Raw genomic sequence first — 23580 nt, 5'->3', positions numbered from 1 at the left:
CCACGATCATGCGGCCGGCGGACTGCCCCGGGCCACCACGGCCAGCCCCCGGCCCGTGTTCACCGCGGCGATGTCGCCCGATTGGTCCGTACGCAACACCCGCGCCCCACGCCGGGTCAGGCGCGCCAGAAGCGACGCGTTCGGATGGCCGTAGTCGTTGTCCCGCCCCACCGACACCAGGGCCACGTCCGGATCGATCCGGTCGACGAAGGCCGGCGACTGGTAGCTCGACCCGTGATGAGCCACCTTGAGCACGTCGGCCCGAACCGCCTCGGGCCCCAGGTGGTGCAGCAGATCCTCCTGCTCCTCGGTCTCGGCGTCCCCGGCCAGCAGGACCGTCCGGCCGTCCACTCGCGCCCGCAGCACCAGGGAGTTGTTGTTCGGGTCGGAGTTCGTACCGCGCATCGGCGCGATCGGTCCCAGTACCGCCAGCTCCAGGCCCGCCACCGTGTACGTCCACCCGTGACGGATCACGCGCAGCGGCACCCGCCCGGCCGCCGCCGCCACGGCGGATCGCCCGGCCGGCGGTTCCGGCCAGTCCGGCCCCGCCACGGCGAGCACGTCACGCCCCCGGAAGACGCCCGCCACCCCGCCGATGTGGTCGACGTGGAAGTGGCTGGCCACGAAGAGCACGATTCGCCGTACCCCCAAGCGCCGCAGGCAATGATCGACGGCGTTCGGCTCCGGCCCGGCGTCGACCACCACCGCGCTGCCCCGCCCGGCCGGCAGGACCACGGCGTCACCCTGCCCGACGGCACACGCCACCACGACCCAGCCCGGCGGCGGCCACCCCGGCGCCAGCAGGCGCACGGGAAGGGCACCGAGAACGCCGCCCAGCGCCACCACGGTGACCAGCCGCCGGATCAGCGGCCGCCGCGCCGCCACCAGCAGCCCGACCGTGACCACGGCCAGCAAGGCCGCCCCGGTCACCCCGCCCGGCCAGGGCAGCGCGCCCGCCGGTACCCGCGCGCCGTAGGTCGCCACCAGCACCAGCCACCGCACCGGCCAGTGCGCGGCCCAGGCCGCGAACTCGGCGCCGGCCGGCCACAGCGGCGACAGCACCGCCGAGCCCACCCCGAGCAGCGTGGCCGGCGCGATCGCGGGCACCGCCAGCAGATTCGCCGGCACCGCGACCAGGCTCACCGTGCCGGACAGCCCCGCCACCACCGGACCGCACGCCACCTGTGCGGCCGCCGGAACGGCCAGCGCCTCGGCCAGCCCGGCCGGGCATCCACGCCGCCGCAGCGCGTCCCGCCAGACCGGCGCGATGAGCAGAAGACCGCTCGTGGCCAGCACCGACAGCGCGAACCCCGGATCACCCGCCAACTCCGGATCGGCCAGCACGAGCACGGCCACCCCCGCCCCGAGCGCCGGCAGCGCCGCCCGCGGCCGCCCCGAGGCCAGCCCCAGCAACCCGATCGCCCCCATCGCGGCCGCCCGCACGACGCTGGGCGACGGCCGGGCCAGGATGACGAACCCCACCAACGCCACCGCGCACACCAACGCCGTGACCACCGGCCCGGCCCGGGTCCGCCGCACCGCGAACAGCACCACCCCGACGACGATGGCTACGTTCGCCCCCGACACGGCGTTGAGGTGCGTCATCCCGGTCGTCCGGAAGTCCTCCTCGAGCGCCGGGTCGAGCCGGCTCGTGTCACCCACCACCAGCCCCGGCAGCAGGCCGCCGGGCAGGTCGGGCAGCGGTTCGCAGGCCCGCTGGAGCCCGGCCCGCAACGCACCCGCCGCCCGCTGCGCCCACGGCGGCTCCCCCAGCAACGCCGGCGGTTCCCGCACCGACGCCACCACGGCCCGCAGGTCGCCCCCGCGCGGCGGCATGAGCTTGCCCCGAGCCGCCACCCGCTGACCCGGCAACAGCCCCCGCCACCCGGGATCACTCCCCAGCACCAGCCCCCGAGCCGGCAACCGCAGCGGCGCCGACCCGTCCGCCCGTACCGTCACCAGCTCGACCGCGACAAGATAGGTGGGCGGCATCCCCGGCGATCCGCGCAGGGCACGCGGGTCATCACGCACGACCATTTCCAGGTGTACGGGGTCACCCGCCCGCACAAGCGCCACCAGCGGCCCCGCCTCCCGCACGCTCACCCGCGCCGCGGTGGTCACGGCCCCGCAGGCCACCCCGAGCAGCGACGCCACCACCACCCAGCGCGCCGCCCGCAGGCGCCGCCGGGCGGATCGCGTCGTGGCCGCTCCGGCCAGCAGGGCGGCCCCGACACCGAGCAGCACCCCGGACCGCGCGGAAAGGTGCAGGGCGGCCAGCGCCGACAGCCACGTCGCCAGCGCGAACCCCGCCAGCCGAAGATCAGCCACGCCGGAGGTCATACCGTCACCAGATCTTTGAGCTGCTCGTAGCGGGCGTCGCCGATGCCGTCGACCTTGCGGAGATCGCTGACGGACTTGAAGCCGCCCTGGGCGTCTCGGGCGTCGAGGATCCGCTGAGCCAGGACCGGGCCGACACCGGGCAGCGCGTCGAGGTCGGACAGTGTGGCGGTGTTGAGGTTGACCGGGGCGCCGGGAGCCGGGGTGCCACCAGCAGCCGGACCGGTCGGCACCACGGCGCCCGGCGGCGGGGTGACGCCGACCAGGATCAGTTCGCCGTCGACGACCTTGCGGGCCAGGTTGAGCAGGGCCACGTCGACGCCGGGGTCGGCACCGCCGGCGGCGTTGAGCGCGTCGGCCACGCGAGCACCGGCGGGCAGGCGGACCAGGCCCGGGTGGCGGACCTTCCCGCCCACGGCGACGACCACCTCGGCCGCCTGGGAGGCGTCCGGCGTCGCACCGGTGAGGGCCGCCGCGCCGGTGCCGGCGGTGTCGCCGGCCGGCGGCGCCGACTCGAAAGCCGGCGGATCCACCGAGTCGACCTGCGGGCGGGCGCGCCACGCCAGAAAGGCGGCGATCACGATGACCAGTACGGCGACCAGGGCGAGTGCCTTCACGCCGCGCCGGCCGGGGTCGAACGCTCGCCAGCCGAAGCGCCGCTCCTCGCCGAACGCGCCGGCCGCGCTGAGCCCGGCCGGTTCCTCCTCCGGCTCCGCCGGCCACGCGTAGGGGACGCCGTCGGAGGTGGAGGGGGACGAGGGTATCGGCGGGTGGGGCTCGTCCCCCTCCGGCAGAACCCAGGCCGGCGGCGGCAGCACCCGCCGCTCAGACCCGGACGAAACCGCGGCTTCGACCTGCGGCCGCCCGACATCGCGGCCGGGCGGCGCCGCCCACGCCGACCCGGCCGGAAAACGGCCCTCCGCGGCCGGCGAGCCGACGGCCGGCGAGGACGAGACCGAGGCCGGCAAGGAGCCAACGGCCGGTGAAGAAGAATCAGGAGCCGGCAACGCGACACCGGCCGGATCGAGGTCGACGTCGTCCGGCCACGCCGGGATGATGTCTGACCAGTTCAGAGGCTCGCCCACCACAGCGAGGTCGGCCAGCCCCCGGTCCGGCCCGGGCGCCAGTGCCGACCGCAGCCTCTCGGCGACGGCCTCGTCCGCATTCTTCCGCTCTCGCACGGCCTGGACGCTAGGGACTTCGGCGACCCCGCGCCGCGGGCCCTGTGGACAGCGGTGCATTGTGGATAACTCACCGACCCGCCCCCGACCGTGCTATGGGAAGACCGTGACAATCACCGAATCCGCGCTGGCCACCGCCATCGAGCGGCTTCGCGCCGCCGGATGCGTCTTCGCCGAAGACGAGGCCGACATTCTGGGCGAAGCCGCCACCGACGACGCCGTACTGGCCACCTTGGTCGCCCGCCGCGCCCAGGGCGAGCCCCTGGAGCAGGTCGTCGGCTACGCCGATTTCGCCGGCGTCCGGGTCACCCTCCGTAAAGGCGTCTTCGTCCCCCGGGTTCGCAGCGAGCTCCTGGTCCGCACCGCGCTGGCCGAAAGCCCGTACCGGGTCCTCGACCTCTGCTGCGGCTCCGGAGCCCTCGGACTGGCCGTCCAACACCACCGGGACATCGAGCTCCACGCCACCGACCTCGACCCGGTAGCCGTCGCCTGCGCCCGCGACAACGGCATCACCCACGCCTACCAGGGCGACCTCTACGCCCCGCTCCCCCCGGAGCTCCAGCGCGGCTTCGACGTGATCCTGGCCAACGTCCCCTACGTGGCCACCGCCCACATCCCCCTGCTCCCCGCCGAGGCCCGCGACCACGAGCCCGGAACCGCCCTCGACGGGGGTATCGACGGCCTCGACATCTTCCGCCGCGTCGCCGGGCAGGCCATGATGTGGCTCGCTCCCCACGGCGTACTCCTCTCCGAGATCACCGAGGCTCAGGAGGAGACCGCCGTGCGGACCGTGACCCGACAGGGTCTGGACGCCGACGTGATCTACGACGAAGATCTCGAAGCGCGAGTGATCCGAGGCCGGAAGAGGGAGTAGCGCGGTGGGCCTGCTGCGAAGGCTTGCCCGGGCGCGCCTGGCCGCCCGGGTCATGCGGCGTCTCCGTCGCGCCGGCGTCACCGGCGCGCGCTACGACGCACACACATTCCAGCTGTGCTGGACCCCGCCCGGCGACGACGCCCCCACGATCGTCGAGTTGGCCCACTTCACGAGCAGCAAGAAAAAGGACATAGACCACCATCTGGCCGGTCTTCTCCCGGCCGTCCTGCCTCCGGCCTGGTCTGCGGTACGCCCGTTACTGCGCCCGGTCCTGCGCGGCGTCACCCCCGGCGCCCCGCTGAGACGCCCGGTGCTTCCTTTCCTGTACGAACATGTGGTCGTCGACCATCCGGAAACGATGATCTACGTGACCGCCGACCAGCCGAGCAAATGGGGCGTACGCCCGGAGGACGTCTTCGCCGCGGCCCGCGCCAACCTGTCCGGCGCCGTCCTCCAGGGCGAGGCCACCGAGCCGGTAGTGGTCCACTTCGTCGACGACGGCGACTCGTACTGGGTCTCCCACCTTCTGCTGGAACACTGGCTGGAACGCCTGGCCCCGCAGGTCGGCGGCTCCCCCGTGGCCTTCGCCCCCGACCGCGGAACCCTGCTGGTCACCGCCGACGGCAGCCGGCATCTCCCGGCCCTCTTCGCCCAGGCCGAGGAGATCTACGCGAAATCCTTGCGACCCATCACCCCCATGGCGTACGTCAGTGACGCCCACGGCTGCACGATCCCCTACAAAGCCCCTCGCGGCCATCCCCTGCACCACGCCGCATCCCGAGCCGAACGCATCCTCGCCATCCAGCAGTACACCCTCCAAAAAGCCGAAATTTCCGACAAGTCAGCGCGAGGCGAGGCCGCCGCGGACGTCGACGGCGCGGACGTCGACGCGGGCGGCACAACAGAAGGCAGCGCGGGTACGGGCCGTACAGCGAAAGGCGACGCGGGCACGGTGCGCGCGGCGAAAGGCAACGGGAGTACGGGCCGCGCGGTGGAAGGCAGGGCCCTGGAGCTGGCCGATATCGAGCTCGTGGGAGACGAGGTAGGCGGCTGGCGGACGAAGGCCATCTGGGAGCGTGACGAAGCCGTGTTGCTGCCCGAGGCCGACGAGGTGCAGCTCGGTGACCGCATCGTGGCCTGGGCGGAGCTCGCTCGCCATCTCAGCAGAGCGCCCGGGTTCGATCCGCGGCGCTGGGCGGCCGACGGGTGGCCGGTGGGGCGCTAGCGGCGGTGTACCACCACGCCGGCCAGGCCCGGGCCGACGTGGGCGGCCACGGCGGCGCCGATCTCGGTGATGTAGCAGTCGCGCATGCGGTCGCCCAGGCGCATCGCCACCGCGTCGGCCAGGGCCGTCGCCCTCTCCTCGGCCTCCAGGTGGTGCACCGCGATGTCCACGTCGCCGTCGCCCGCCGCCTCGACCGCGAAGTCGACCAGCTTGGCCAGCGCCCGCCCGGCCGTGCGCACCTTGTCCCGGACCACGATCGAGCCGTCCACCACGTGCAGGATCGGCTTCACCGACAGCGCCGTGCCCAGCAGCGCCTGCGCCGCCCCGATCCGGCCGCCCCGGCGGAGGAACTCCAGCGTGTCGACGTAGAACAGGGTGCTCACCCGCGACGCGTGGGTCACCGCCGACGCCCGTACGGAGGCAAGGTCCTGACCTTCCGAGGCGGCCGTGGCCGCCGCCAGCGCCGCGAAGCCCAGGCCCATCCCGGTCGTCCCGCTGTCGACCACCTGCACCGACGGGCCGATCTCGGCCGCCGCCAGCACCGCCGCCTCGTACGTGCCGGACAGTTTCGCCGACAGGTGGATCGAGACGATCCCGTCCGCGCCCGCCTTCAGCAGCTCCCTGTACGCCGCGGCGAACTGGGTCGGCGCCGGCCGGGACGTGCTCACCTGGGAGCGCCGCCCGCCCAGCGCCCGGGCCACCTCGGACGGCTGGATCTCGAGCCCTTCGAGCCCGTCCACGCCGTTGATCACCACGGTCAGCGGCACGACCGTCAGGTCATAGGTGCCGCCGAGTTCGGCGGGGAGGTACGCGGTGGAGTCGGTGACGACCGCGACGGGCATGCGGGCACGTTAACAGGGCCCGCTGTGCTCAGGCCGCGCGGATGGACGTCACCAGGAAGGGTGTGCCCTGCTGGCAGGTGGACATCATGCCCTGCTTGGCCTGGCCGGAGACCGTGACCTTGCGGCCCACGGTGGCGTCGGAGCGCATCGCCTCGTCGTCGAAGACGAGCAGGTACGACCCGGAGGAGTCGCTCAGGATCAGGCAGTTGGGCTCGACCCCGGCGGTCACCGTGCCCGTGATCGTCTTCGCTCCGGCCGCGGGCCGGCTGGGCTCACCGGCGGGACCGGACGTCTTGGCAGTGGGCACCGGAAGATCGATCACGTCGGAGGAGGAAGGAGCTGGGGCGGATGCAGCGGGGGCGGAAGGAGCGGACGCCGGCGCGGCGGCCGGGTCGCTACCGGCGCAGCCCGCGGCCAGCACAAGGAGCAATACGGCAGGAACGGCACGAGTCGTCAGCATGATGCTTGGACGCTACCGGATCTTCGCGGGTTCCCTACACCGGTGGCGGAGACGGCCGTTCCGTGAAGGGACCCACGTTGTAGGTCGCCAGCTGCCAGCCCCGGTCGTCGTCGTGGATCAGCTCGACCCAGTGGCAGTTCTGCAGCGCGCGCAGCGTCCGCACCTGCTCCATCGACCAGCCCAGCACTCGGGCGACGCCCTGGCGGGCGGCCGCGCCGTGGGTGGCGACCACCACCGTGCCGGTGGACGGCACCGACGCGGCCGCCTCGCGCAGCGCGTCGGCGACCCGCACGCTCAGCGCCTCGAGCGTCTCGACCTCGCCGCCGACCTCCTGGCCGGCTTTCCAGGCCGCGTACTGCGCCGGGAACCGCTCGGCGACCTCGGTCATGGTGAGGCCCTGCCAGGCGCCGAAATACCGCTCGCGCAGCCGCTTGTCGAACGTGATCGACAGGCCGCTGAGCGCGGCCAGCGCGGCCGCGGTGTCGGAGGCGCGCAGCAGGTCGCTGGCCACGATCGCGTCGGGCCTGAACTTGATCAGGAGCTCGGCGGCGTCCACGGCCTGCTGGCGGCCGAGGTCGTTGAGCGGCACGTCGGTCTGCCCCTGGACGCGGGACCCCGCGTTCCAGTCGGTGTTGCCGTGCCGCCAGACGATCAGGCGGGTCACTGCGCTTCCGCGTCGGCCAGGTCGCGGTCGACGAACGGCATGGTCGGGCAGTCCTTCCACAGCTTGTCGAGGGCGTAGAACTCGCGCTCCTCGGCATGCTGGATGTGCACGACGATGTCGACGTAGTCGAGCAGGACCCAGCGGCCCTGACGCTCGCCCTCACGCCGGACCGGCTTCGCCTTCTCCGGCAGGTTGAGCAGCGCTTCCTCGACCGCGTCGACGATGGCGATCACCTGACGCTCGTTGGACGCCGAGGCGATCACGAAGGCGTCGGTGATGTAGAGCTGGTCGGCGACGTCGATGATGACGATGTCCTGCGCCTTCTTGTCGGCGGCGGCCTGGGCGGCCGTCATCGCCAGTTCAAGAGCGCGTTCGGTAACGGACAAGAAAGTCCCCTCGGGTAGGTGTCCAGGTGACTTCAAGCCTCTCACACAGGTATGACATTCCCTTAGCCCCGATAGAGCCCACGCTTGTTGATGTACTGAACGACTCCGTCCGGCACGAGATACCAGACCGGTTTCCCGGCCGTCGCCCGCGCCCGGCAGTCGGTCGACGAGATGGCCATGGCCGGCACCTCCACGAGCGTGACGCTGTCGCGGGGCAGGTGGGCGTCGGTGAGCTCGAACCCCGGCCGGGTGACCCCGACGAAGTGGGCCAGCGAGAACATCTCCATCGCGCTCTTCCAGCCCAGGATGCGCGAGAGCGCGTCGGCTCCGGTGATGAAGAACAACTTCGAGTCGGCGCCGTAGATCGCCCGCATGTCACGCAGGGTGTCGATGGTGTACGTGGGACCGTCGCGGTCGATGTCGGCCCGGCTCACATGGAACCGCGGGTTCGACGCGGTCGCGATCACCGTCATCAGGTACCGGTCCTCGGCCGGAGAGACCTTGCCCTTCTCGTACGGCTGCCCGGTCGGCACGAAAACGACCTCGTCCAGGTCGAAGCGGGCCTGAACCTCACTCGCCGCGACAAGGTGCCCATGATGGATCGGGTCGAAGGTCCCGCCCATGATCCCGATACGGCGTCCGCCCATCGAAAGAGAATAGATCCCTTCCGGATCCGGCGGATCGTGGACGCCGCCGGCGACGTGCCACTGGTCACCTGACCGGGTCCGGCGGCACCCAGCCCCGTGCCAGGATGTCGAAGATCGCCTCGATGGCGGTGCGCGGATCCGGCCGGCCGCGGACGAGGGCGGGGATCTCCAGGACGAATCGGGCAAGGGCCATGCAGCCGAGGTCGTCGCGATCCGCACCGCATTCCTCGGCTATGGCGGCGCCGAGACTGTCGGCATGCCGGGTCCACATGCGTTCGGCGTACGAGCGCAGCGCCGGCGTGGCGTCGACCAGCGCGACGAACTCGGCCGCCTGAGGATGCCGCGCGATGGGCAGGTAGGCGCCCAGGAAGTGCTCGCGGAGGGCGCCGACGATGTCCTGGCCGCCGGCTCGCCCGCGCACCGCGGCGATCAGCTGAGCCTCGTTGTCCCGCTCCTGGTCGAAGACCAGCGCCTCCTTGCCGGAGAAATGTTTGAACAGCGTCGTGGTCGACACGTCGGCCGCGTCGGCGATCTCGCGCAGACTCACCCGGTCGTAACCGTGCTCGAGGAACAGGCGAAGGGCCGCGTCGGCGATCGCCTGCCGGGTGGCCGCCTTCTTGCGTTCTCGGCGGCCGACGGGTGTCTGGGTCATGAGCCGAGTATACGGATAGGTGGCATCAAGCAATAAGTTGAGTCGTTGCACTTTTGCATTCGTTCTGCTTTTCTTGGGGCATGACCTCACTCACCAGAGAAGCGCGGATCGACATCGTCGGCGCCGGGCCCGCCGGGCTCACCTGCGCTCGCATCCTGCAACGGCACGGCATCACGGTCACCGTCCACGACCGTGACCCCGGCCCCGGCGCCCGCGACCAGGGCGGCAGCCTCGACCTACGCGCCGACAGCGGCCAGCTCGCCCTGCACGAGGCCGGCCTCCTCGACGAATTCCTCCGGCTGTCCCGCCCGGAGGGCCAGGAGATGCGCATCCTGGGCGCCGACGGCGAGCTGCGGGCACGCATCGCCCCGGAGGAGGGCGAACTGTTCAAACCCGAGATCGACCGCGGCCGGCTGCGCGACCTTCTGCTCGATTCGCTGTCGCCCGGCACCGTCCGGTGGGGCCGGGCGCTCACCCATGTCAGCGGGCCTGCCGACGGCCCCCGCACACTGCATTTCGCCGACCGCTCCACCGTCGAGACGGACCTGGTCATCGGCGCCGACGGGGCGTTCTCCCGGGTTCGCCCGGCGGTCTCCCCGGCCGTCCCGCAGTACACCGGCGTGAGTTTCACCGAAGCCTGGTTCCACGCCGTGGACGATCGGCACACCGAGCTGTCCACACTCATCGGCCCGGGCAGTGCCACCGGAGCCGACGGCCGGCGCGCACTGTGGGGCCAGCGCAACAGCGGTGACCACATCCGCGTCTACATCATCCGCCGGGTCCCGGCCGACTGGATCACCGCCACCGGCTTACGGCCCGACGACACCGCCGGTATCCGCGCCCACCTGCTCGACGAGTTCGCCGGCTGGTCGCCCGGCATGCGGCGGATGATCAGTGACAACGACGGCCGGTACGTCGACCGGCCGATCTTCGCGCTCCCCGTCCCGCACGTCTGGGACCACGATCCCACCGTCACCCTGCTCGGTGACGCCGCCCACCTCATGCCCCCACTCGGCGTCGGTGTCAACCTCGCCATGCTCGACGCCGCCGGACTGGCGCTCGCGCTCGCCGGCTCCGCGACCATCGATGAGGCTCTTCGCGCCTACGAGGACGTCATGCTGCCGCGCTCCACCGAGACCGCCAAGCTGCTCGAAGGCCGCGCCGAAGATCTGCTCAGCGATGACCTGCCGCCCGAGTTCGGCGACGATCACGGCGCCTGACGGCACAGCGGCGGGGCGGCCGGATGAAGAATCAACCATCCAAGCGCTTTCGTACGGCGGTCAGCAGGTCATCCGCCGTGAAAGGCTTCTCCAGGAGGGCGACGCCGGGATCGAGGGTGCCTTGTGTGTGGAGTACGGGCTGCGCGTATCCGGACATGTAGAGCACTCGGGTGTCCGGGCGTTCCCGTACCAACCGCTCCGCAAGCTCCTTGCCCAGCATGCCGGGCATGACCACATCGCTCAGCAACAGGTCGATCTGCCCGGAATGCCGTGCCGCCACATCCAGCGCCTTGGTGCCACATTCGGCCTTGAGCACCTGGTATCCGGCGCCGGAGAGGATCCGGCCGGCGACATCGCGCAGCGCGTCCTCGTCCTCGACCACGAGCAGCGTCTCCCCGCGGCCCCGGGTGTCAGCCGCCGGCTCCGCGACGGCCGGTGACGTCGCGGAGGTGGCGGCCGCGGGCAGAAGAACGGTCACCGTGGTGCCCAGGCCGGGCTCGGAGGTGATGCCGACCTCGCCGTCGGCCTGGGTGACGATCCCGTAGACGGTGGCCAGGCCCAGGCCGGTCGCCTCCCCGCTGGCCTTGGTGGTGAAGAACGGCTCGAAGGCCCGCTCCACCACCTCCGGCGTCATCCCCTTGCCCGAGTCGCTGATCCGCAGCCGCACCTGGTCGCCGTGCCGCCCGGTGTCGATCACCAGGTTGCCGCCCGACGGCATCGCGTCGCGCGCGTTCAAAGCCAGGTTGACCAGCATCTGCTCGATCTGGCCGGGATCGAACGTCACCGGCGGCAGGTCCGGTTCGGGCCGGAACAGCAGCGTGATGTGCTCGCCGATCGACCGGCGCAGCATCGCCTCGACGGCGGCGATCACCTTGTTCAGGTCGAGCACCTGCGGGCGTACGACCTCGCGCCGGGCGAAGGCCAGCAGCTGATGGGTCAGATCAGTGCCGCGCTCGCCCGCCTTGATGACCTGCTTCGCGTCGGCCGCGATCATCGTGACGTCCGGTTGGGCCGACTCCGCCTCCTCGACCACGAAGCTCGCGTAGTTGACGATCACACCGAGCATGTTGTTGAAGTCGTGCGCGATGCCGCCCGCGAGCTGGCCCAGGCTCTCCAGCCGCTGGCTGCGGTGGGCCTGCGCCTCGGCCCGGAGCCGGGCCTTCTCCTGCTCGGCCCGGTCCCGCTCGGAGAGGTCGCGCACCACCGCCAGGGCGAGCCGCCCCTGCGGCGTGTCGACGATCGACACCGACGACTCGACCGGCACCTCGGAGCCGTCGCGCCGGCGTACGGTCGTGGTGACCGCCCCGATGGGGCCCGGACGTCCCTCCTCGATGCGCCTGCGGCGCTCGGGGAGCATCGTCCGGGCGTCCTCGGTGACGAGGTCGTTGATGTCGCGGCCGACCAGTTCGTCGCGCGCGTAGCCGTACAGTTCCAGCGCCCGGTCATTGGCCAGCACGATCGTGCTGCCCGATATGACCAGGATGGCGTCCGGGGCGGCTTGCAGCAGGCCACCGGCCAGTTCCTCGGACCACTCCACGCCTTCACCCCCGTTGATCTACGAGGGTATCGGTTGAAAGCGTGGCGAAAGGTCAAAAGCGCGCAGCAAGCGCCCGGCGGAGATCGTCGTCGGCGTCCTGGACCACCCGGCGCAGGATCGGGTCGAGATCGTCCGAGGCCAGCAGCCCGGCCGCGAGCTCGCGGGTCTCCGGCTCCACCATCACGGCCGGGAACGCGTACCCGGCCGTCTTCTCCGCGCTCATGCCGCTGCGCACCCGCATCATCTCGGGCATGTCGGCGAAGTACCGCGCCACGTACGGGCGGATCAGGTCGAGCTGCTCGGCGTGCCAGAAGCCGGACGCGGTCATCTCGACGAGCCGGTTGGACAGCTTGGTGTCGCCGATGATCGACTCCCAGGCGGCCGCCTTGGCCTCCGCGTCGGGCCGGGCCGCCCGCGACCGGGCCGCCCACTGCTCGCCGGTGGCACTGCGGTCCCGCTCGAACTCCGCGTCGATCACCGCGCCGTCGGCGGCACCGAGCACGGCCAGCCGGTAGACGATCAGCCAGCGCAGGTCGGCGTCGACGGCCAGGCCCTCCGGCACCTCACGGCCCTCCAGCCAGCCGAGCAGGCGCTTGACGTCGACGGTGGCGCCGATCAGGCCCCGGGCCGCCGCGAGCTGGCGCGATCCGCCGGGCTCGGAGACCGCGAGCAGCCGGTCGGCCGCCTGCGCGACCAGCTCGAGGGCGGCCGGACGCGTCTCCGGCGTCGAGTAGCGGTCGACCAGACTGCGGGTGGCCCGCAGCACGTCCTCCACCACCACGACCTCGGACTCGACCGGCAGCGCGGCCAGCACGAGGGTCACCAGCTCGGCGACCGGGCGCTCGCCGTCGACCACCGCGTCGAGCGTCGAGGCCCAGAGCACGGCCCGGGCCAGCGAGTCGTCGAGCAGGGGCAGCAGGGCCGGCACGGCCGCCGTCGACTCCTCGTCGAGACGGATCTTGGCGTACGTGAGGTCACCGTCGTTCAGGAGCAGGAGGTCCGCGACCGGCTCGCCGGCCAGCTCGGGCACCTCGGTCCGCCCGGTCGCCTCGACCTCGATCTCGATCCGCCGGCGCAGGACCACGGCGCCGTCGGCCGAACGGTCGTACAGCCCCAGGCCGACCTTGTGCGGGCGCAGCGTCGGGTACTGCTCCGGTGCGGTCTGGAGCACGGCCACCGACGCGTACGCCCCGCCCTCTCGGACCACCTCGGTCCGCAACGTGTTGACCTGGGCCCGGCGCAGCCAGACGTCGGCCCAGGCGGACAGGTCGCGCCCGCTCGACGCCGACAGCGCCTCGAGCAGGTCGGCCAGGGTGGCGTTGCCGTACGCGTGCGCCTGGAAGTGCGCGTTCACCCCGGCCAGGAACGCCTCGTCGCCCACCCAGGCGACGAGCTGCTTGAGCACGGCCGCGCCCTTCGCGTACGAGATGCCGTCGAAGTTGAGCAGCGCCTGGTCGGTGTCGGTGACCTCGGCCGGCGCCACCGGGTGGGTGGACGGGTGCTGGTCGGCCCGCAGGCCCCACGCCTTGCGCTGCATCGCGAACGTGGTCCACGTGTCCGGGAAGCGGGTCGCCTCGGAGGCGATACGGGTGCCCAGGTACTCGGCGAACGACTCGTTCAGCCACAGGTCGTCCCACCAGGCCATGGTGACCAGGTCGCCGAACCACATGTGGGCCATCTCGTGCGCGATCACGTTGGCCCGGTGCTCGCGCTCGCTCTCGGTGACGGCCGAGCGGTAGATGAACTCGTCCCGGAAGACGACCAGGCCCGGGTACTCCATGGCGCCGAAGTTGAACTCGGGGGCGAACGCCTGCTGGTAGTGCCCGAACGGGTACCGGATGTCGAAGATCTCGTGGAAGCGGTCGAGGCACTGCCGGGTGACCTCGAAGATCTCGGGCGCCTCGGCCTCGAGCGGCTCGGCCAGCGCCTTGCGCGCGTACAGGGCGAGCGGGATGCCGTCGTGCTCGCTGGTGACCGAGTGGTACGGGCCGGCGATCAGCGAGCACAGGTACGTCGAGATCGGCTTGGTTGGCGCGAACTCCCAGCGCCCCTCCCCGCCGGCCACCAGCGGGCCGTTCGCGGCCACCAGCCAGCCGGCCGGCGCGGTCACGCTGACCCGGAACGACGCCTTCATGTCGGGCTGGTCGAAGCTGGGCAGGATGCGCCCGGCGTTGTTGATGAACATGTGCTGGTAGAGGTATGTCGAGCCGTCGGCCGGGTCGACGTACTTGTGCAGGCCCTCGCCGTCGTTCGAGTAGCGCATCACCGCGTCGACCGCGAGCTCGTTGTGCTCGGCGAGGCCGCTCAGGTGCAGCCGCTCGCCGTCCATGGCCTCGGCCGGCACGGGCGCGCCGTTCAGCGTGATCGAGGCGACCGAGACCGGCTCGAACTCGAGGAAGGTCGAGGCGCCGGGCGTGGTCGAGAACCGCACCACCGTACGGGCGCCGAAGGTGTCGCCCTCGGCGGTCAGGTCGAGGTCGATCTCGTACTCGTGGACGTCGACGGTGGCGGCGCGGGCGGTGGCCTCGGCGCGGGTCAAACTCGGCATGACGACCATCATGCCGGTTTTCACACTGGCGTCACACCACCACCCCATTGCTATGGTGGGTTCATGCGTTGCGCGAACCTCACCTGGTGGCTGCCCTAGACGGGCGGCTACCCCATCGCGCAGAAACGGCCGCCCCCTTCGGGCGGCCGTTCTCGTTTCCCCGGCCTTCCGGAGGGTGCCGCCCCCACCCGGAAGGACCCACCATGACCCGTCGGCTCACCGGCTTCCAGCCCACCGGCAACCTGCACCTCGGCAACCTGCTCGGCGCCATGCGCCCGCTCGTGGCCGCACAGGACGATCCGGCCACGTCCGACTCGATCGCCATGATCGCCGACCTGCACGCGCTCACGGTCGAACATGATCCACAACGGCTGCGCGCCACCACGGTCGACGTCGCCACGCTGCTGCTGGCCGCCGGCGTGGATCCGCAGCGCACTGCCCTGATCGCCAACTCGCAGGTGCCCGAGCACTCCGAGCTGCACTACCTGCTCGAATGCGTCACCGGCTACGGCGAGGCCGCTCGCATGATCCAGTTCAAGGAGAAGTCGGCCGGCGGTGGCCCGGTGCGGCTCAGCCTGCTCACCTACCCGGTGCTGATGGCGGCCGACATCCTGCTGCACGACACCGATCACGTGCCGGTCGGCGACGACCAGAGTCAGCACCTGGAGCTGGCCCGCGACATCGCCATCCGCTTCAACAACCGGTACGGCCCCACGTTCACCGTGCCCGAGGCCATCCGCCCCGACGCCGCCGAGCGGATCATGGACCTCACCGACCCCACCCGGAAGATGAGCAAGAGCGCGCCCAACCCGGCCGGCCGCATCGGCCTGCTCGACCCGCCGGACGTGATCCGCCGCAAGGTCTCCCGCGCCGTCACCGACACCGTCGGCGTCGTCCGCCACGACGCCGAGAACCAGCCCGGCGTCACCAACCTGCTCGAGATCCTGCGCGCCTGCACCGGCGAGGCGCCCGGCGCGTTCACCTCGTACGGCCAATTGAAGCGCGAGGTGACCGACGCGATCGAGGCGGTCCTGGCGCCCGTCAGGGCGCGTCACGCCGAGCTCGCCGACGACCCCGGCCACATCCAGAAGATCCTGGCGGAGGGCCGGGCCCGGGTGCGTCCCCGGGCCGAGGAGACCGTACGCCGGGTCCGTGCGGCCCTGGGCCTATGGGACTAACGCCACCACGCGCTTCACGAAGGCACCGTCGACCTGGTCGTAGCCCGACGACTGGAACAGGGCCTGGGCCGCGGGTGAGCACGGGCCCGCCTCGAGCCGGATGATCGAGCGACCCGCGGCCAGGGTCTCCTCCTCGATCCAGACGATCAGCTGGCGGGCGATGCCGCGGCCCCGGAACGCCGGGCGCACGTAGACACGCTGCAGCTCGGCGATGCCGGGGTCGAGGGTCGGACGCCAGGCCGCGCAGGCCACCGCGCGGCCGTCCACGACCGCCACCAGGTACGTAGCGTCATCGTCGGGGGTGAAGGCTGCGGAGCGCAGCTCGTGCTGCTGGGCCGCGACCAGCGCGGCGAGCTCGGGGTCAAGGGCGGGCCGCGCTTCGATCATCACGGTCGTGACTCTAAGCGACATCCGTTTCCGGATGGTTGCCGCAATCTGGACGACTGCCTATTCGGCGGTGTCGTCCTCATCGTCTTCGCCGTCCTCGACCAGGACCGGCCGCTTGGCGTTCGACACGCTGGTGACCGTGCCGTCGGCCGCCATGTGCAGCAGCTCGTCGTCCGAGCGGACCCGGCGGGCCTTGCGGGCCGCGAGGCGCTGGGCGGCCGAGGCGCGGCCGCTTTCCTCCTCGAGGCGGGCGTCGGTGCCGCGCGGGCCGGCCACGAACTCGCCGGCGTTGGGCTGCCAGTCGAACTCGCGGGTGCCGATCCGGACCGGGTCGCCGGCATGGGCGCCCTTCTTGGCCAGCATGTCCTCGACGCCGACGCGCTCCAGCCGGTCGGCCAGGTAGCCGACGGCCTCCTCGTTGTCGAAGTTCGTCTGCCGGACCCAGCGCTCGATCTTGGCGCCGCGCACCACGAAGACGCCCTCGTCGTCCTGCTCGACGGTGAAGCCGGAGTCGTCGACGGCCTGCGGGCGCAGGACGATGCGGGTCGGCTCGGGCTCGGGCTGGGCCAGCCGGTGCTCCTCGACGACCTTGGCCAGGGCGTACGTCAGCTCCTTGAGCCCCTCGCGGGTGATGGCGCTGACCTCGAAGACGCGGTAGCCGCGGGCCTCGATGTCGGGGCGGACCATCTCGGCCAGGTCGCGGCCGTCCGGGATGTCGATCTTGTTGAGCACCACGAGCCGGGGGCGGTCCTCGAGGCCGCCGTACGCCGCCAGCTCGGCCTCGATCGCGTCGAGGTCGGCCAGCGGGTCGCGCTCGATCTCGGGCGCCGCCGCGTCGAGCACGTGCACCAGCACCGAGGTGCGCTCGATGTGCCGCAGGAACTGCATGCCCAGGCCCTTGCCGGTGGCCGCGCCCGGGATCAGGCCGGGCACGTCGGCCACGGTGAAGGTCTGGTCGCCCGCCTGCACCACGCCCAGGTTGGGCACCAGTGTGGTGAACGGGTAGTCGGCGATCTTCGGCTTGGCCGCCGAGATCACCGAGATGAGCGAGGACTTGCCGGCCGACGGGAAGCCGACCAGGCCGACGTCGGCCACGCTCTTGAGCTCGAGGACGACGTCGAGCGAGTCGCCCGGCTCGCCGAGCTCGGCGAAGCCCGGCACCTTGCGGCGGGTGTTGGCCAGCGAGGCGTTGCCCCGGCCGCCGCGGCCGCCGCGGGCCACCTCGAAGGTGGTGCCGGCGCCGATCAGGTCGGCCAGCGTCTCACCGTCGGCGGTCTGCACGACGGTGCCGTCGGGCACCTTGAGAACCAGGTCCTTGCCGTTGGCCCCGTCGCGGTTGGCGCCGGCCCCGCCGCCACCGTTGGACGCCTTGACGTGCGGGTGGAAGTGGAAGTCGAGCAGTGTGTGGATCTGCGGGTCGACGACCAGCGTGATGCCGCCGCCGTGCCCGCCGTTGCCGCCGTCGGGGCCGCCGAGCGGCTTGAACTTCTCGCGGCGCACCGAGACACAGCCGTGCCCGCCGTCACCCGCCTGCAGGTGCAGCACAACCCGGTCGACGAACGTGGTCACTGCTCGAACTCCTTTTGAAGAACAAAAAAGAAAGCGGGCCACGGACCCCGAGGGTCCGCGGCCCGCTTCTTGAAAACTTACTCCGCAGCCGGAACGATGCTGACGGTCTTGCGACCACGCTTCGTGCCGAACAGGACGTTGCCGGTCGCCAGGGCGAACAGCGTGTCGTCGCCACCACGGCCGACGAGCTCGCCCGGGTGGAACTTCGTGCCACGCTGACGGATCAGGATCTCGCCCGCGCTGACCAGCTGGCCACCGAACCGCTTGACACCGAGCCGCTGAGCGGCGGAGTCACGGCCGTTGCGCGAGCTGGAAGCACCCTTTTTGTGAGCCATGAGTGATCCGCCCCTTACTTCCCGCTCTTGATGCCGGTCACCTTGACGCGGGTCAGCGGCTGGCGGTGACCCTGGCGCTTGTGGTAGCCGGTCTTGTTCTTGAACTTGTGGATCCGGATCTTCGGACCCTTGGTGTGCTCGGCGATCTCGCCGGACACCGTCACGCTGGCAAGCTTGGCCGCATCGGTCACCAGGTTGTCACCGTCGACGAGGAGGACCGCGGCGAGCGTCAAGGCATCGCCGGGCGCACCCACGAGCTTCTCGACCTCGATCACGTCGCCCTCGGCAACCTTGTACTGCTTGCCGCCGGTCTTGACGATCGCGTACATCGGACGCGGACTCCCTGAGACTTACGCAGCGAAAGGCACTGCTTGGCGGATGTTGCTGGTCCCGGATTGTCAGGCACGGGAACACGACGCTGGAAAAAGCGCCGTCCGAAAGCGTACTTCATCAGGGGCCCCATCCCCAAACCGGGGACGAGGCTCAGCCCTTTCCGCACGCTTTGTCGAGTGTACCGGTGATCTGGGACATCTTCTCAGCGTTGATCTTGGTGAGATCGCCCTTGAGCGCCGTCACCTGCTTGCTCATGTCGGTCAGCGCCTTCTTCAGCGCCGGGTCGGTGGTCAGCTTGGCCATGTCGGCCAGGGCGTACGAGTAGCTCGTCACGTCCCGCTCGATCTTCTGGTCGGCCTGCTGCTTGGCCGCGGCGCCCTGGCTCGCGGCGTCGATCTGAAGCTTGAGGTCGGCGATGAAGGTCTCGCCGAAGGTCGTGCTGACCCGGCCCGCCTGGGCACAGATGGCCTGGGTGTCGGCACTGAGGGCGGCGTCGGCCGAGGCCGCGACCGACGGGTCGGCCGGGGCCGGCGGGGCCGGGGACGCCGGCGTCTTCCCTTGATCAGCGGCACCACCCGAACAGGCGGCGAGGGAAACAAGAACCACGGCCGCGACGGCCGGAAGAGAGAAACGCATGGGGGACTCGGTCTCCTCGGGGGAACGGGGATCGATCCCGCGAGGGTAACCGACGTCGATGGAAAAGGGCGGCTCGGTAGTTAACTTTCTTTACCGAACCGCCCTTTCTCACTTCTGATCAGGGACGGGTACGCCTGCGCGTGCCGCCGCGGCGCGACCTGCGCCGCCCGGCGCCGGCGCCCACCGGCTCCTCGTCGTCGGCCGCGTCCTCGTCCTCGTCGTCGGCCGCGTCCGGGTCGTCCGCGCCGGTCAGGCGCAGCGGCTCGGTCTCGGGCTCCGGCTCCGCGTAACGGGACAGGTCGTACCCGCTGATGTCGTAGTCGTCGTCCGGCTCGGCCGCGGTCAGCTTGGCCCCCGGCGTGACGATGCCCGAACCGTGGACCGGCGGCAGCTCGGCCACCAGCGCGACCGGGCTCTCGCCGGGCTCGCTGAGGACGACCTCGGTCGGCGTCGCCGGCGGGTTCTCCAGCGGCGTCTCGACCGGAGTCTCGACCTCCACCACGGCCGCCTCGGCCACCGGCGCGCTCTCGCCGCCGCCCCGGCGACGGCGGGACTTGCCTTCCTTCGCCGGCTGTTGCTGCTGCTGAGGCGCCGGCGGCGCGGTCGTGGTGGCCGCGGCCACCGCCTTGACCTGGTTGGCCGCGCCGTTCGGGCGCTTCTCCGGCACCGGCTCGGTGTGGATCAGCACGCCGCGGCCCTTGCAGTGGTCGCAGGTCTCGCTGAACGCCTCGAGCAGGCCGGCGCCGATCCGCTTGCGCGTCATCTGCACCAGGCCGAGCGAGGTGATCTCGGTGACCTGGTGCTTGGTGCGGTCGCGGCCCAGGCACTCGGTGAGCCGCCGCAGCACCAGCTCGCGGTTGCTCTCCAGCACCATGTCGATGAAGTCGATGACCACGATGCCGCCGAGGTCGCGCAGCCGCAGCTGCCGGACGATCTCCTCCGCCGCCTCGAGGTTGTTGCGGGTCACCGTCTCCTCGAGGTTGCCGCCGGCACCGGTGTACTTACCGGTGTTGACGTCGACCACGGTCATCGCCTCGGTGCGGTCGAAGACCAGGTGACCACCCGAGGGCAGGAAGACCTTGCGGTCCAGGCCCTTGAGGATCTGCTCGTCGATCCGCTTGTCGGCGAAGACGTCGCCCACGCCGGTGTAGCGGTGCATGCGCTCGAGCAGGTCGGGCGAGACCGACTCGAGGTAGTTCTCCAGCTCGGTGTAGGCCGAGTCGCCCTGCACGATCAGCTCGCGGAAGTCCTCGTTGAAGAGGTCCCGGACGACCCGGATGACCAGGTCGGGCTCCTCGGAGAGGGCGGCCGGGGCGTGGCCGTCGGCGGCCTTGCGCTGGATGTCCTCCCACTGGGCCTGGAGCCGTTTGACGTCGCGGGCCAGCTCGTCCTCGCTCGCACCCTCGGCGGCGGTCCGGACGATGACTCCCGCGCCGTCCGGCACGAGCTTCTTGAGTACGTCCCGCAGGCGCTTGCGCTCGTTGTCGGGCAGCTTGCGGCTGATGCCGGAGGCGTTGCCGTTCGGCACGTAGACCAGGTGCCGGCCGGAGAGCGCGATGTGGCTGCTCAGCCGGGCGCCCTTGTGCCCGATCGGGTCCTTGGTGACCTGGACCAGCACCGAGTCGCCGGAACGCAGCGCCTGCTCGATCGAGCGGGCCCGGCCCTCCAGCCCGGTGGCGTCCCAGTTGACCTCACCGGCGTAGAGCACGGCGTTGCGGCCCCGGCCGATGTCGACGAACGCCGCCTCCATGCTCGGCAGCACGTTCTGCACCTTGCCGAGGTAGACGTTGCCGACCATGGTGCCGGAGGTGCTGCGGGAGACGTAGTGCTCGACGAGCACGCCGTCCTCGAGCACGACGATCTGGATCCGGTCCGGCTTCTGGCGCACGACCATGACCCGGTCGACGGCCTCGCGGCGGGCCAGGAACTCCGACTCGCTCAGGATCGGCGGCCGGGTGCGGCGCTGCTCACGGCCGTCACGCCGGCGCTGGCGCTTGGCCTCGAGCCGGGTCGAGCCGGAAACACCCTGCACTTCATCGGTACGGCGCGGCTCGCGCACCCGCACGACGGTGTGCACCCCGTCCTCGATGCCGCCGGTCTCGCCGTCGCCGCTCGAGCCCTTACGGCGCCGCCGGCGCCGGCGGCGGGTGACACCCTCGCCGTCGGTCTCGTCGTCGTCCTCGTCGGCCGACGCCTCGGCGCCCGATTCGTCCGAGTCCTCGTCGTCCTGGTCGTTCTCGTCCTGGTCGGCCTCGTCGGCCGGGCCCTTGCCACGGCCGCGGCCGCGGCGTCCCCGGCGGCGACGGCGACGGCCGCTCGCGGAGTCGTCGTCATCGTCGGCGTCGTCGTCGACGCCGTCCTCGACGTCGTCGGCGCTCTCGTCGGCCTCGTCCATGACCGGCTCGGTCACGGTGTCGACGGCCTCGACCTCGGCCGGCTGCTCCTCGGCGGCGCCGCGACGGCGCCGGCGGGTGCGCCGGGTCCCCTCGGCGGGCTCCTCGACCACGGGCAGGTCGGCGACCTCGGCCTCGGCCTCGCCGACCGGCTCGTCGGCGGTCTCCGGCGCGGTCACCGCGGGCACGCTGGTGGCGCCGCGACGGGTACGGCGGGTCGGCGCGGGCGCCTCGGCCTCGGTCTCGGCGACCTCGGGTGCGATCGCCGGCGGAACGGCGGCGGTGCCCCGCCGGGACCGGCGGGCAGGCGCGGGCGCCGCCTCGGCCTCGGTCGGGTCCGGCGGCATGAACAGCACGGCCGGCGGCAGAGCGGCGGCCCGCCGGCGGCTACGCGGCGCCGGCTTCTCCTCGACGAAGTCGGCGTCCAGCGGCAGCACACCGATGACGGTGGCCTCCTCGGACTCCTCGGCCTCGGGCTCCTCGACGGCCGGCTCCTCGCCCGCGACGAGATTCGCGGCCGGAACCGACGTCTCACCAGCAGCGGCGGGGCTTGAGGTCTCAGCGGCGGACGCGGCCGGAGCCTGGGCCGCGGCCGGAGCCTGGGCCTGCGTCTCGGCGACGGGCTCGAGCGGAGCCACCTCGGCGACGACCGGCTCGAGCGGGGCCGGCTCGGCGGCGGGCGCCTCGGCCGCCGCCGGAGCGGCTGCCTTCTTGCGGCGGGTGCGCTTCACCGGGGCGGCCGGAGCGGCCTCACCCGCCGGCACCTCGGCCGGAGTGGGATCCTCAGCGGCGGCCGCGGGCGCGGCAGCGGGAGCCGCGGCCTTGCGGCGGGTCCGCTTCACCGGCTTGACCGGGGCTTCCTCGGCCGCCGGCGAGGTGACGGCCTCGGCGGCCGCGGCTATCGAGTCACCGGAAGTCGCGGCAGCATCCCCGGAAGCGGCAGCGCCCCCGGAAGCACCAGCGGTCCCGGAAGCGGCAGCGCCCCCGGAAGCACCAGCGCCGCCGGAAACGGCAGCGCTCTCCGGAGCCGCAGCGCCGCCGGAAGCGGCTGCGGCCTCGGTGGCCGCGCCCGGCTCGGCGCCGGGGGCGTCGGCCGGTGGCTTGGCCGCCGGGGCCGCGGCCTTGCGGCGCGGGGCACGCGTGCGGCGCGCGGGAGTGGTGGCTGCGGTGGCGTCGGGCGGAGTGACTGCTCCGCCCTGCTCACCGCCCTGGTCTCCCGAGTTGTCTCGGGGCTCGTTATCGAGCATGGGGCGCTCTCCAGTTCTGGCGGCCCCGGGCGCGTTTGAGCGCTGCCACGCAGGGTCGCCGCAAGTATTTCGGTCCCGCCGGGTTAGCGGCGGGCTTCCGAAGTCTGTCAAGGGACGCCGGCAGTAGCTAGCGCCCTCCGATGGGGGCGTCCTTACCCAGGAAGGGCTGGTTCGCGATCCGCGTTCAACGGATCGACGATCTCCCCCTGCGCGGTGAGCATGCCCTGGGCCAGCCGGGTCACCCGCGGGGGCACCGGCGGCTCCAGGCCCGCTACCGCGCGCAGGCCGGAAAGGACGTCATCGGGTCGCACGGCGGGCGTCACCTGTCGTACGACAAGGTCGATTATCGCACACGGTGTGCCGTCCGCCCCGGAAGGTAGGTCGGACTGCTGCGTCACAGCGATGCGAGTCACTGCCTGGCGGGCGTCGAAGGTGCGCTTGCCCTGCTTTGTCATGCGCTCGACCAGCACTTCTTCGGCATCCTGGAACGCCTTGACGGCCGAGGCGGCCGTGGCCGATTCAACAGTGGGGAGTTCGAGGCGCCAGTGTGAGGCGTCGATCCGGTCGGCCAGGCTGCCGCCGCCCTCCCGCGCGATCACCGCCTCGAGGACGTCGAGGCCCGGCGACAGGGCCGCGTCGAGGGCGACCCGCAGCTTCTCCGGGTCCACCTCCGCCTGCAGGCCGATCTCCAGGTACTCGGCCTCGCTGCCGACCCCGGTCGGCGCCGCGCTGGCGTACGAAATCTTGGGGTGTGGGGTGAAGCCCTGCGAGAACGCGATGGGCACCCCGCCCCGGCGCAGCGCCCGCTCGAAGGCGCGGGCGAAGTCGCGGTGGGAGGTGAAGCGCAGCGGGCCGCGCTTGGCGTAGCGGAGGCGGACGCGCTGGACGACCGGGGCCTGGCCGCCGACGGGCTGATTCTTGGGCGCCAT

Annotated in this window: 21 protein-coding genes; 4 read left to right on the top strand and 17 right to left on the bottom strand. The window is 72.0% G+C overall.

The annotated features are described in order from the left end of the window. Positions 1–6 precede the first annotated feature (6 nt). Both ACGFJ7_RS39115 and ACGFJ7_RS39110 read right to left on the bottom strand, forming a co-directional pair. The gene (locus ACGFJ7_RS39115) at positions 7–2340 is read right to left on the bottom strand and encodes a ComEC/Rec2 family competence protein (RefSeq protein WP_392646970.1); all 2334 of its coding nucleotides are present in this window, start codon (positions 2338–2340) and stop codon (positions 7–9) included. Further along, complete coding sequence (locus tag ACGFJ7_RS39110) at positions 2337–3155, bottom strand: helix-hairpin-helix domain-containing protein (protein WP_392647096.1); 819 nt, start codon at positions 3153–3155, stop codon at positions 2337–2339. The genes ACGFJ7_RS39115 and ACGFJ7_RS39110 overlap by 4 nt, the downstream gene beginning before the upstream one ends. Positions 3156–3624: 469 nt before the next feature. Here ACGFJ7_RS39110 and ACGFJ7_RS39105 point away from each other — a divergent pair, with 469 nt between their 5' ends. Next, a complete protein-coding gene (locus tag ACGFJ7_RS39105) occupies positions 3625–4392 on the top strand; it encodes a putative protein N(5)-glutamine methyltransferase (protein WP_360251775.1) in 768 nt (255 codons plus the stop codon). A 4-nt stretch (positions 4393–4396) separates the two neighbouring features. Further along, positions 4397–5617 (top strand): hypothetical protein, encoded by a 1221-nt coding sequence (locus tag ACGFJ7_RS39100; protein ID WP_392646968.1) that lies wholly within the window; start codon positions 4397–4399, stop codon positions 5615–5617. Here the strand turns inward: ACGFJ7_RS39100 and ACGFJ7_RS39095 are convergent. The 6 genes from ACGFJ7_RS39095 to ACGFJ7_RS39070 form a co-directional block, all read right to left on the bottom strand. Beyond that, complete coding sequence (locus tag ACGFJ7_RS39095; protein ID WP_392646966.1) at positions 5614–6459, bottom strand: DegV family protein; 846 nt, start codon at positions 6457–6459, stop codon at positions 5614–5616. The two genes, ACGFJ7_RS39100 and ACGFJ7_RS39095, sit on opposite strands and share 4 nt — an antisense overlap. Before the next feature lie 28 nt (positions 6460–6487). Beyond that, positions 6488–6781 (bottom strand): hypothetical protein, encoded by a 294-nt coding sequence (locus tag ACGFJ7_RS39090; protein ID WP_360251768.1) that lies wholly within the window; start codon positions 6779–6781, stop codon positions 6488–6490. Between the two features lie 172 nt (positions 6782–6953). Then, positions 6954–7583: a histidine phosphatase family protein gene (locus ACGFJ7_RS39085; RefSeq protein ID WP_360251765.1), complete on the bottom strand. Its 630-nt coding sequence runs from the start codon at positions 7581–7583 to the stop codon at positions 6954–6956. Further along, positions 7580–7969 (bottom strand): ribosome silencing factor, encoded by a 390-nt coding sequence (gene rsfS, locus ACGFJ7_RS39080; RefSeq protein ID WP_360251762.1) that lies wholly within the window; start codon positions 7967–7969, stop codon positions 7580–7582. The genes ACGFJ7_RS39085 and rsfS overlap by 4 nt, the downstream gene beginning before the upstream one ends. A gap of 62 nt (positions 7970–8031) precedes the next feature. Continuing rightward, positions 8032–8616 carry a nicotinate-nucleotide adenylyltransferase gene (gene nadD / locus ACGFJ7_RS39075; RefSeq protein ID WP_360251759.1) on the bottom strand — a complete coding sequence of 195 codons (585 nt, stop codon included), beginning with the start codon at positions 8614–8616 and terminating at the stop codon, positions 8032–8034. A 64-nt stretch (positions 8617–8680) separates the two neighbouring features. Beyond that, on the bottom strand, positions 8681–9268 hold the full coding sequence (locus ACGFJ7_RS39070; RefSeq protein WP_360251756.1) for a helix-turn-helix domain-containing protein: 588 nt from the start codon (positions 9266–9268) through the stop codon (positions 8681–8683). A gap of 80 nt (positions 9269–9348) precedes the next feature. Here ACGFJ7_RS39070 and ACGFJ7_RS39065 point away from each other — a divergent pair, with 80 nt between their 5' ends. Continuing rightward, positions 9349–10488, top strand: a complete 1140-nt coding sequence (locus tag ACGFJ7_RS39065) for an FAD-dependent oxidoreductase (RefSeq protein WP_392646963.1) — start codon at positions 9349–9351, stop codon at positions 10486–10488. 31 nt (positions 10489–10519) lie between these two features. Here the strand turns inward: ACGFJ7_RS39065 and ACGFJ7_RS39060 are convergent, their stop codons facing one another. Both ACGFJ7_RS39060 and pepN read right to left on the bottom strand, forming a co-directional pair. Then, entirely contained in the window at positions 10520–12025 is a 1506-nt protein-coding gene (locus ACGFJ7_RS39060) for an ATP-binding protein (RefSeq protein ID WP_360251750.1), read from the bottom strand. Between the two features lie 52 nt (positions 12026–12077). Continuing rightward, positions 12078–14573 carry an aminopeptidase N gene (gene pepN, locus ACGFJ7_RS39055; protein WP_360251747.1) on the bottom strand — a complete coding sequence of 832 codons (2496 nt, stop codon included), beginning with the start codon at positions 14571–14573 and terminating at the stop codon, positions 12078–12080. A gap of 203 nt (positions 14574–14776) precedes the next feature. Here pepN and trpS point away from each other — a divergent pair, with 203 nt between their 5' ends. After that, complete coding sequence (trpS, locus tag ACGFJ7_RS39050; RefSeq protein WP_360251744.1) at positions 14777–15751, top strand: tryptophan--tRNA ligase; 975 nt, start codon at positions 14777–14779, stop codon at positions 15749–15751. Here trpS and ACGFJ7_RS39045 read toward each other — a convergent pair. The 7 genes from ACGFJ7_RS39045 to ACGFJ7_RS39015 all read right to left on the bottom strand — a co-directional run bounded on the left by ACGFJ7_RS39045 (position 15740) and on the right by ACGFJ7_RS39015 (position 23580). Further along, positions 15740–16138 (bottom strand): GNAT family N-acetyltransferase, encoded by a 399-nt coding sequence (locus ACGFJ7_RS39045; RefSeq protein ID WP_360253125.1) that lies wholly within the window; start codon positions 16136–16138, stop codon positions 15740–15742. The genes trpS and ACGFJ7_RS39045 overlap by 12 nt on opposite strands. 60 nt (positions 16139–16198) lie before the next feature. Further along, entirely contained in the window at positions 16199–17707 is a 1509-nt protein-coding gene (gene obgE / locus ACGFJ7_RS39040; RefSeq protein ID WP_360251741.1) for a GTPase ObgE, read from the bottom strand. 77 nt (positions 17708–17784) lie between these two features. Beyond that, positions 17785–18042 (bottom strand): 50S ribosomal protein L27, encoded by a 258-nt coding sequence (gene rpmA, locus ACGFJ7_RS39035; RefSeq protein WP_097320297.1) that lies wholly within the window; start codon positions 18040–18042, stop codon positions 17785–17787. Positions 18043–18056: 14 nt separating this feature from the next. Next, complete coding sequence (gene rplU / locus ACGFJ7_RS39030) at positions 18057–18371, bottom strand: 50S ribosomal protein L21 (RefSeq protein WP_360251737.1); 315 nt, start codon at positions 18369–18371, stop codon at positions 18057–18059. A 154-nt stretch (positions 18372–18525) separates the two neighbouring features. Then, a complete protein-coding gene (locus ACGFJ7_RS39025; protein WP_360251734.1) occupies positions 18526–19011 on the bottom strand; it encodes a hypothetical protein in 486 nt (161 codons plus the stop codon). A 118-nt stretch (positions 19012–19129) separates the two neighbouring features. After that, positions 19130–22651 carry an Rne/Rng family ribonuclease gene (locus ACGFJ7_RS39020; protein ID WP_392646959.1) on the bottom strand — a complete coding sequence of 1174 codons (3522 nt, stop codon included), beginning with the start codon at positions 22649–22651 and terminating at the stop codon, positions 19130–19132. A 152-nt stretch (positions 22652–22803) separates the two neighbouring features. Beyond that, entirely contained in the window at positions 22804–23580 is a 777-nt protein-coding gene (locus ACGFJ7_RS39015; RefSeq protein ID WP_360251728.1) for a TIGR03936 family radical SAM-associated protein, read from the bottom strand.

It is taken from the genome of Actinoplanes sp. NPDC048988, from assembly GCF_043197815.1.
Taxonomy (GTDB): Bacteria; Actinomycetota; Actinomycetes; order Mycobacteriales; family Micromonosporaceae; genus Actinoplanes.
This window is presented reverse-complemented; position numbering and strand designations above follow the sequence as displayed.

What these genes read in the sequence shown, in the direction of transcription:
- ACGFJ7_RS39045 (WP_360253125.1), bottom strand. Translation starts at nt 16,138, where the DNA reads ATGATCGAAGCGCGGCCCGCCCTTGACCCCGAGCTCGCCGCGCTGGTC.
- ACGFJ7_RS39020 (WP_392646959.1), bottom strand. Translation starts at nt 22,651, where the DNA reads ATGCTCGATAACGAGCCCCGAGACAACTCGGGAGACCAGGGCGGTGAG.
- pepN (WP_360251747.1), bottom strand. Translation starts at nt 14,573, where the DNA reads ATGCCGAGTTTGACCCGCGCCGAGGCCACCGCCCGCGCCGCCACCGTC.
- ACGFJ7_RS39115 (WP_392646970.1), bottom strand. Translation starts at nt 2,340, where the DNA reads ATGACCTCCGGCGTGGCTGATCTTCGGCTGGCGGGGTTCGCGCTGGCG.
- ACGFJ7_RS39095 (WP_392646966.1), bottom strand. Translation starts at nt 6,459, where the DNA reads ATGCCCGTCGCGGTCGTCACCGACTCCACCGCGTACCTCCCCGCCGAA.
- nadD (WP_360251759.1), bottom strand. Translation starts at nt 8,616, where the DNA reads ATGGGCGGACGCCGTATCGGGATCATGGGCGGGACCTTCGACCCGATC.
- rplU (WP_360251737.1), bottom strand. Translation starts at nt 18,371, where the DNA reads ATGTACGCGATCGTCAAGACCGGCGGCAAGCAGTACAAGGTTGCCGAG.
- rpmA (WP_097320297.1), bottom strand. Translation starts at nt 18,042, where the DNA reads ATGGCTCACAAAAAGGGTGCTTCCAGCTCGCGCAACGGCCGTGACTCC.
- ACGFJ7_RS39065 (WP_392646963.1), top strand. Translation starts at nt 9,349, where the DNA reads ATGACCTCACTCACCAGAGAAGCGCGGATCGACATCGTCGGCGCCGGG.
- ACGFJ7_RS39015 (WP_360251728.1), bottom strand. Translation starts at nt 23,580, where the DNA reads ATGGCGCCCAAGAATCAGCCCGTCGGCGGCCAGGCCCCGGTCGTCCAG.
- ACGFJ7_RS39025 (WP_360251734.1), bottom strand. Translation starts at nt 19,011, where the DNA reads ATGCGTTTCTCTCTTCCGGCCGTCGCGGCCGTGGTTCTTGTTTCCCTC.
- trpS (WP_360251744.1), top strand. Translation starts at nt 14,777, where the DNA reads ATGACCCGTCGGCTCACCGGCTTCCAGCCCACCGGCAACCTGCACCTC.
- ACGFJ7_RS39070 (WP_360251756.1), bottom strand. Translation starts at nt 9,268, where the DNA reads ATGACCCAGACACCCGTCGGCCGCCGAGAACGCAAGAAGGCGGCCACC.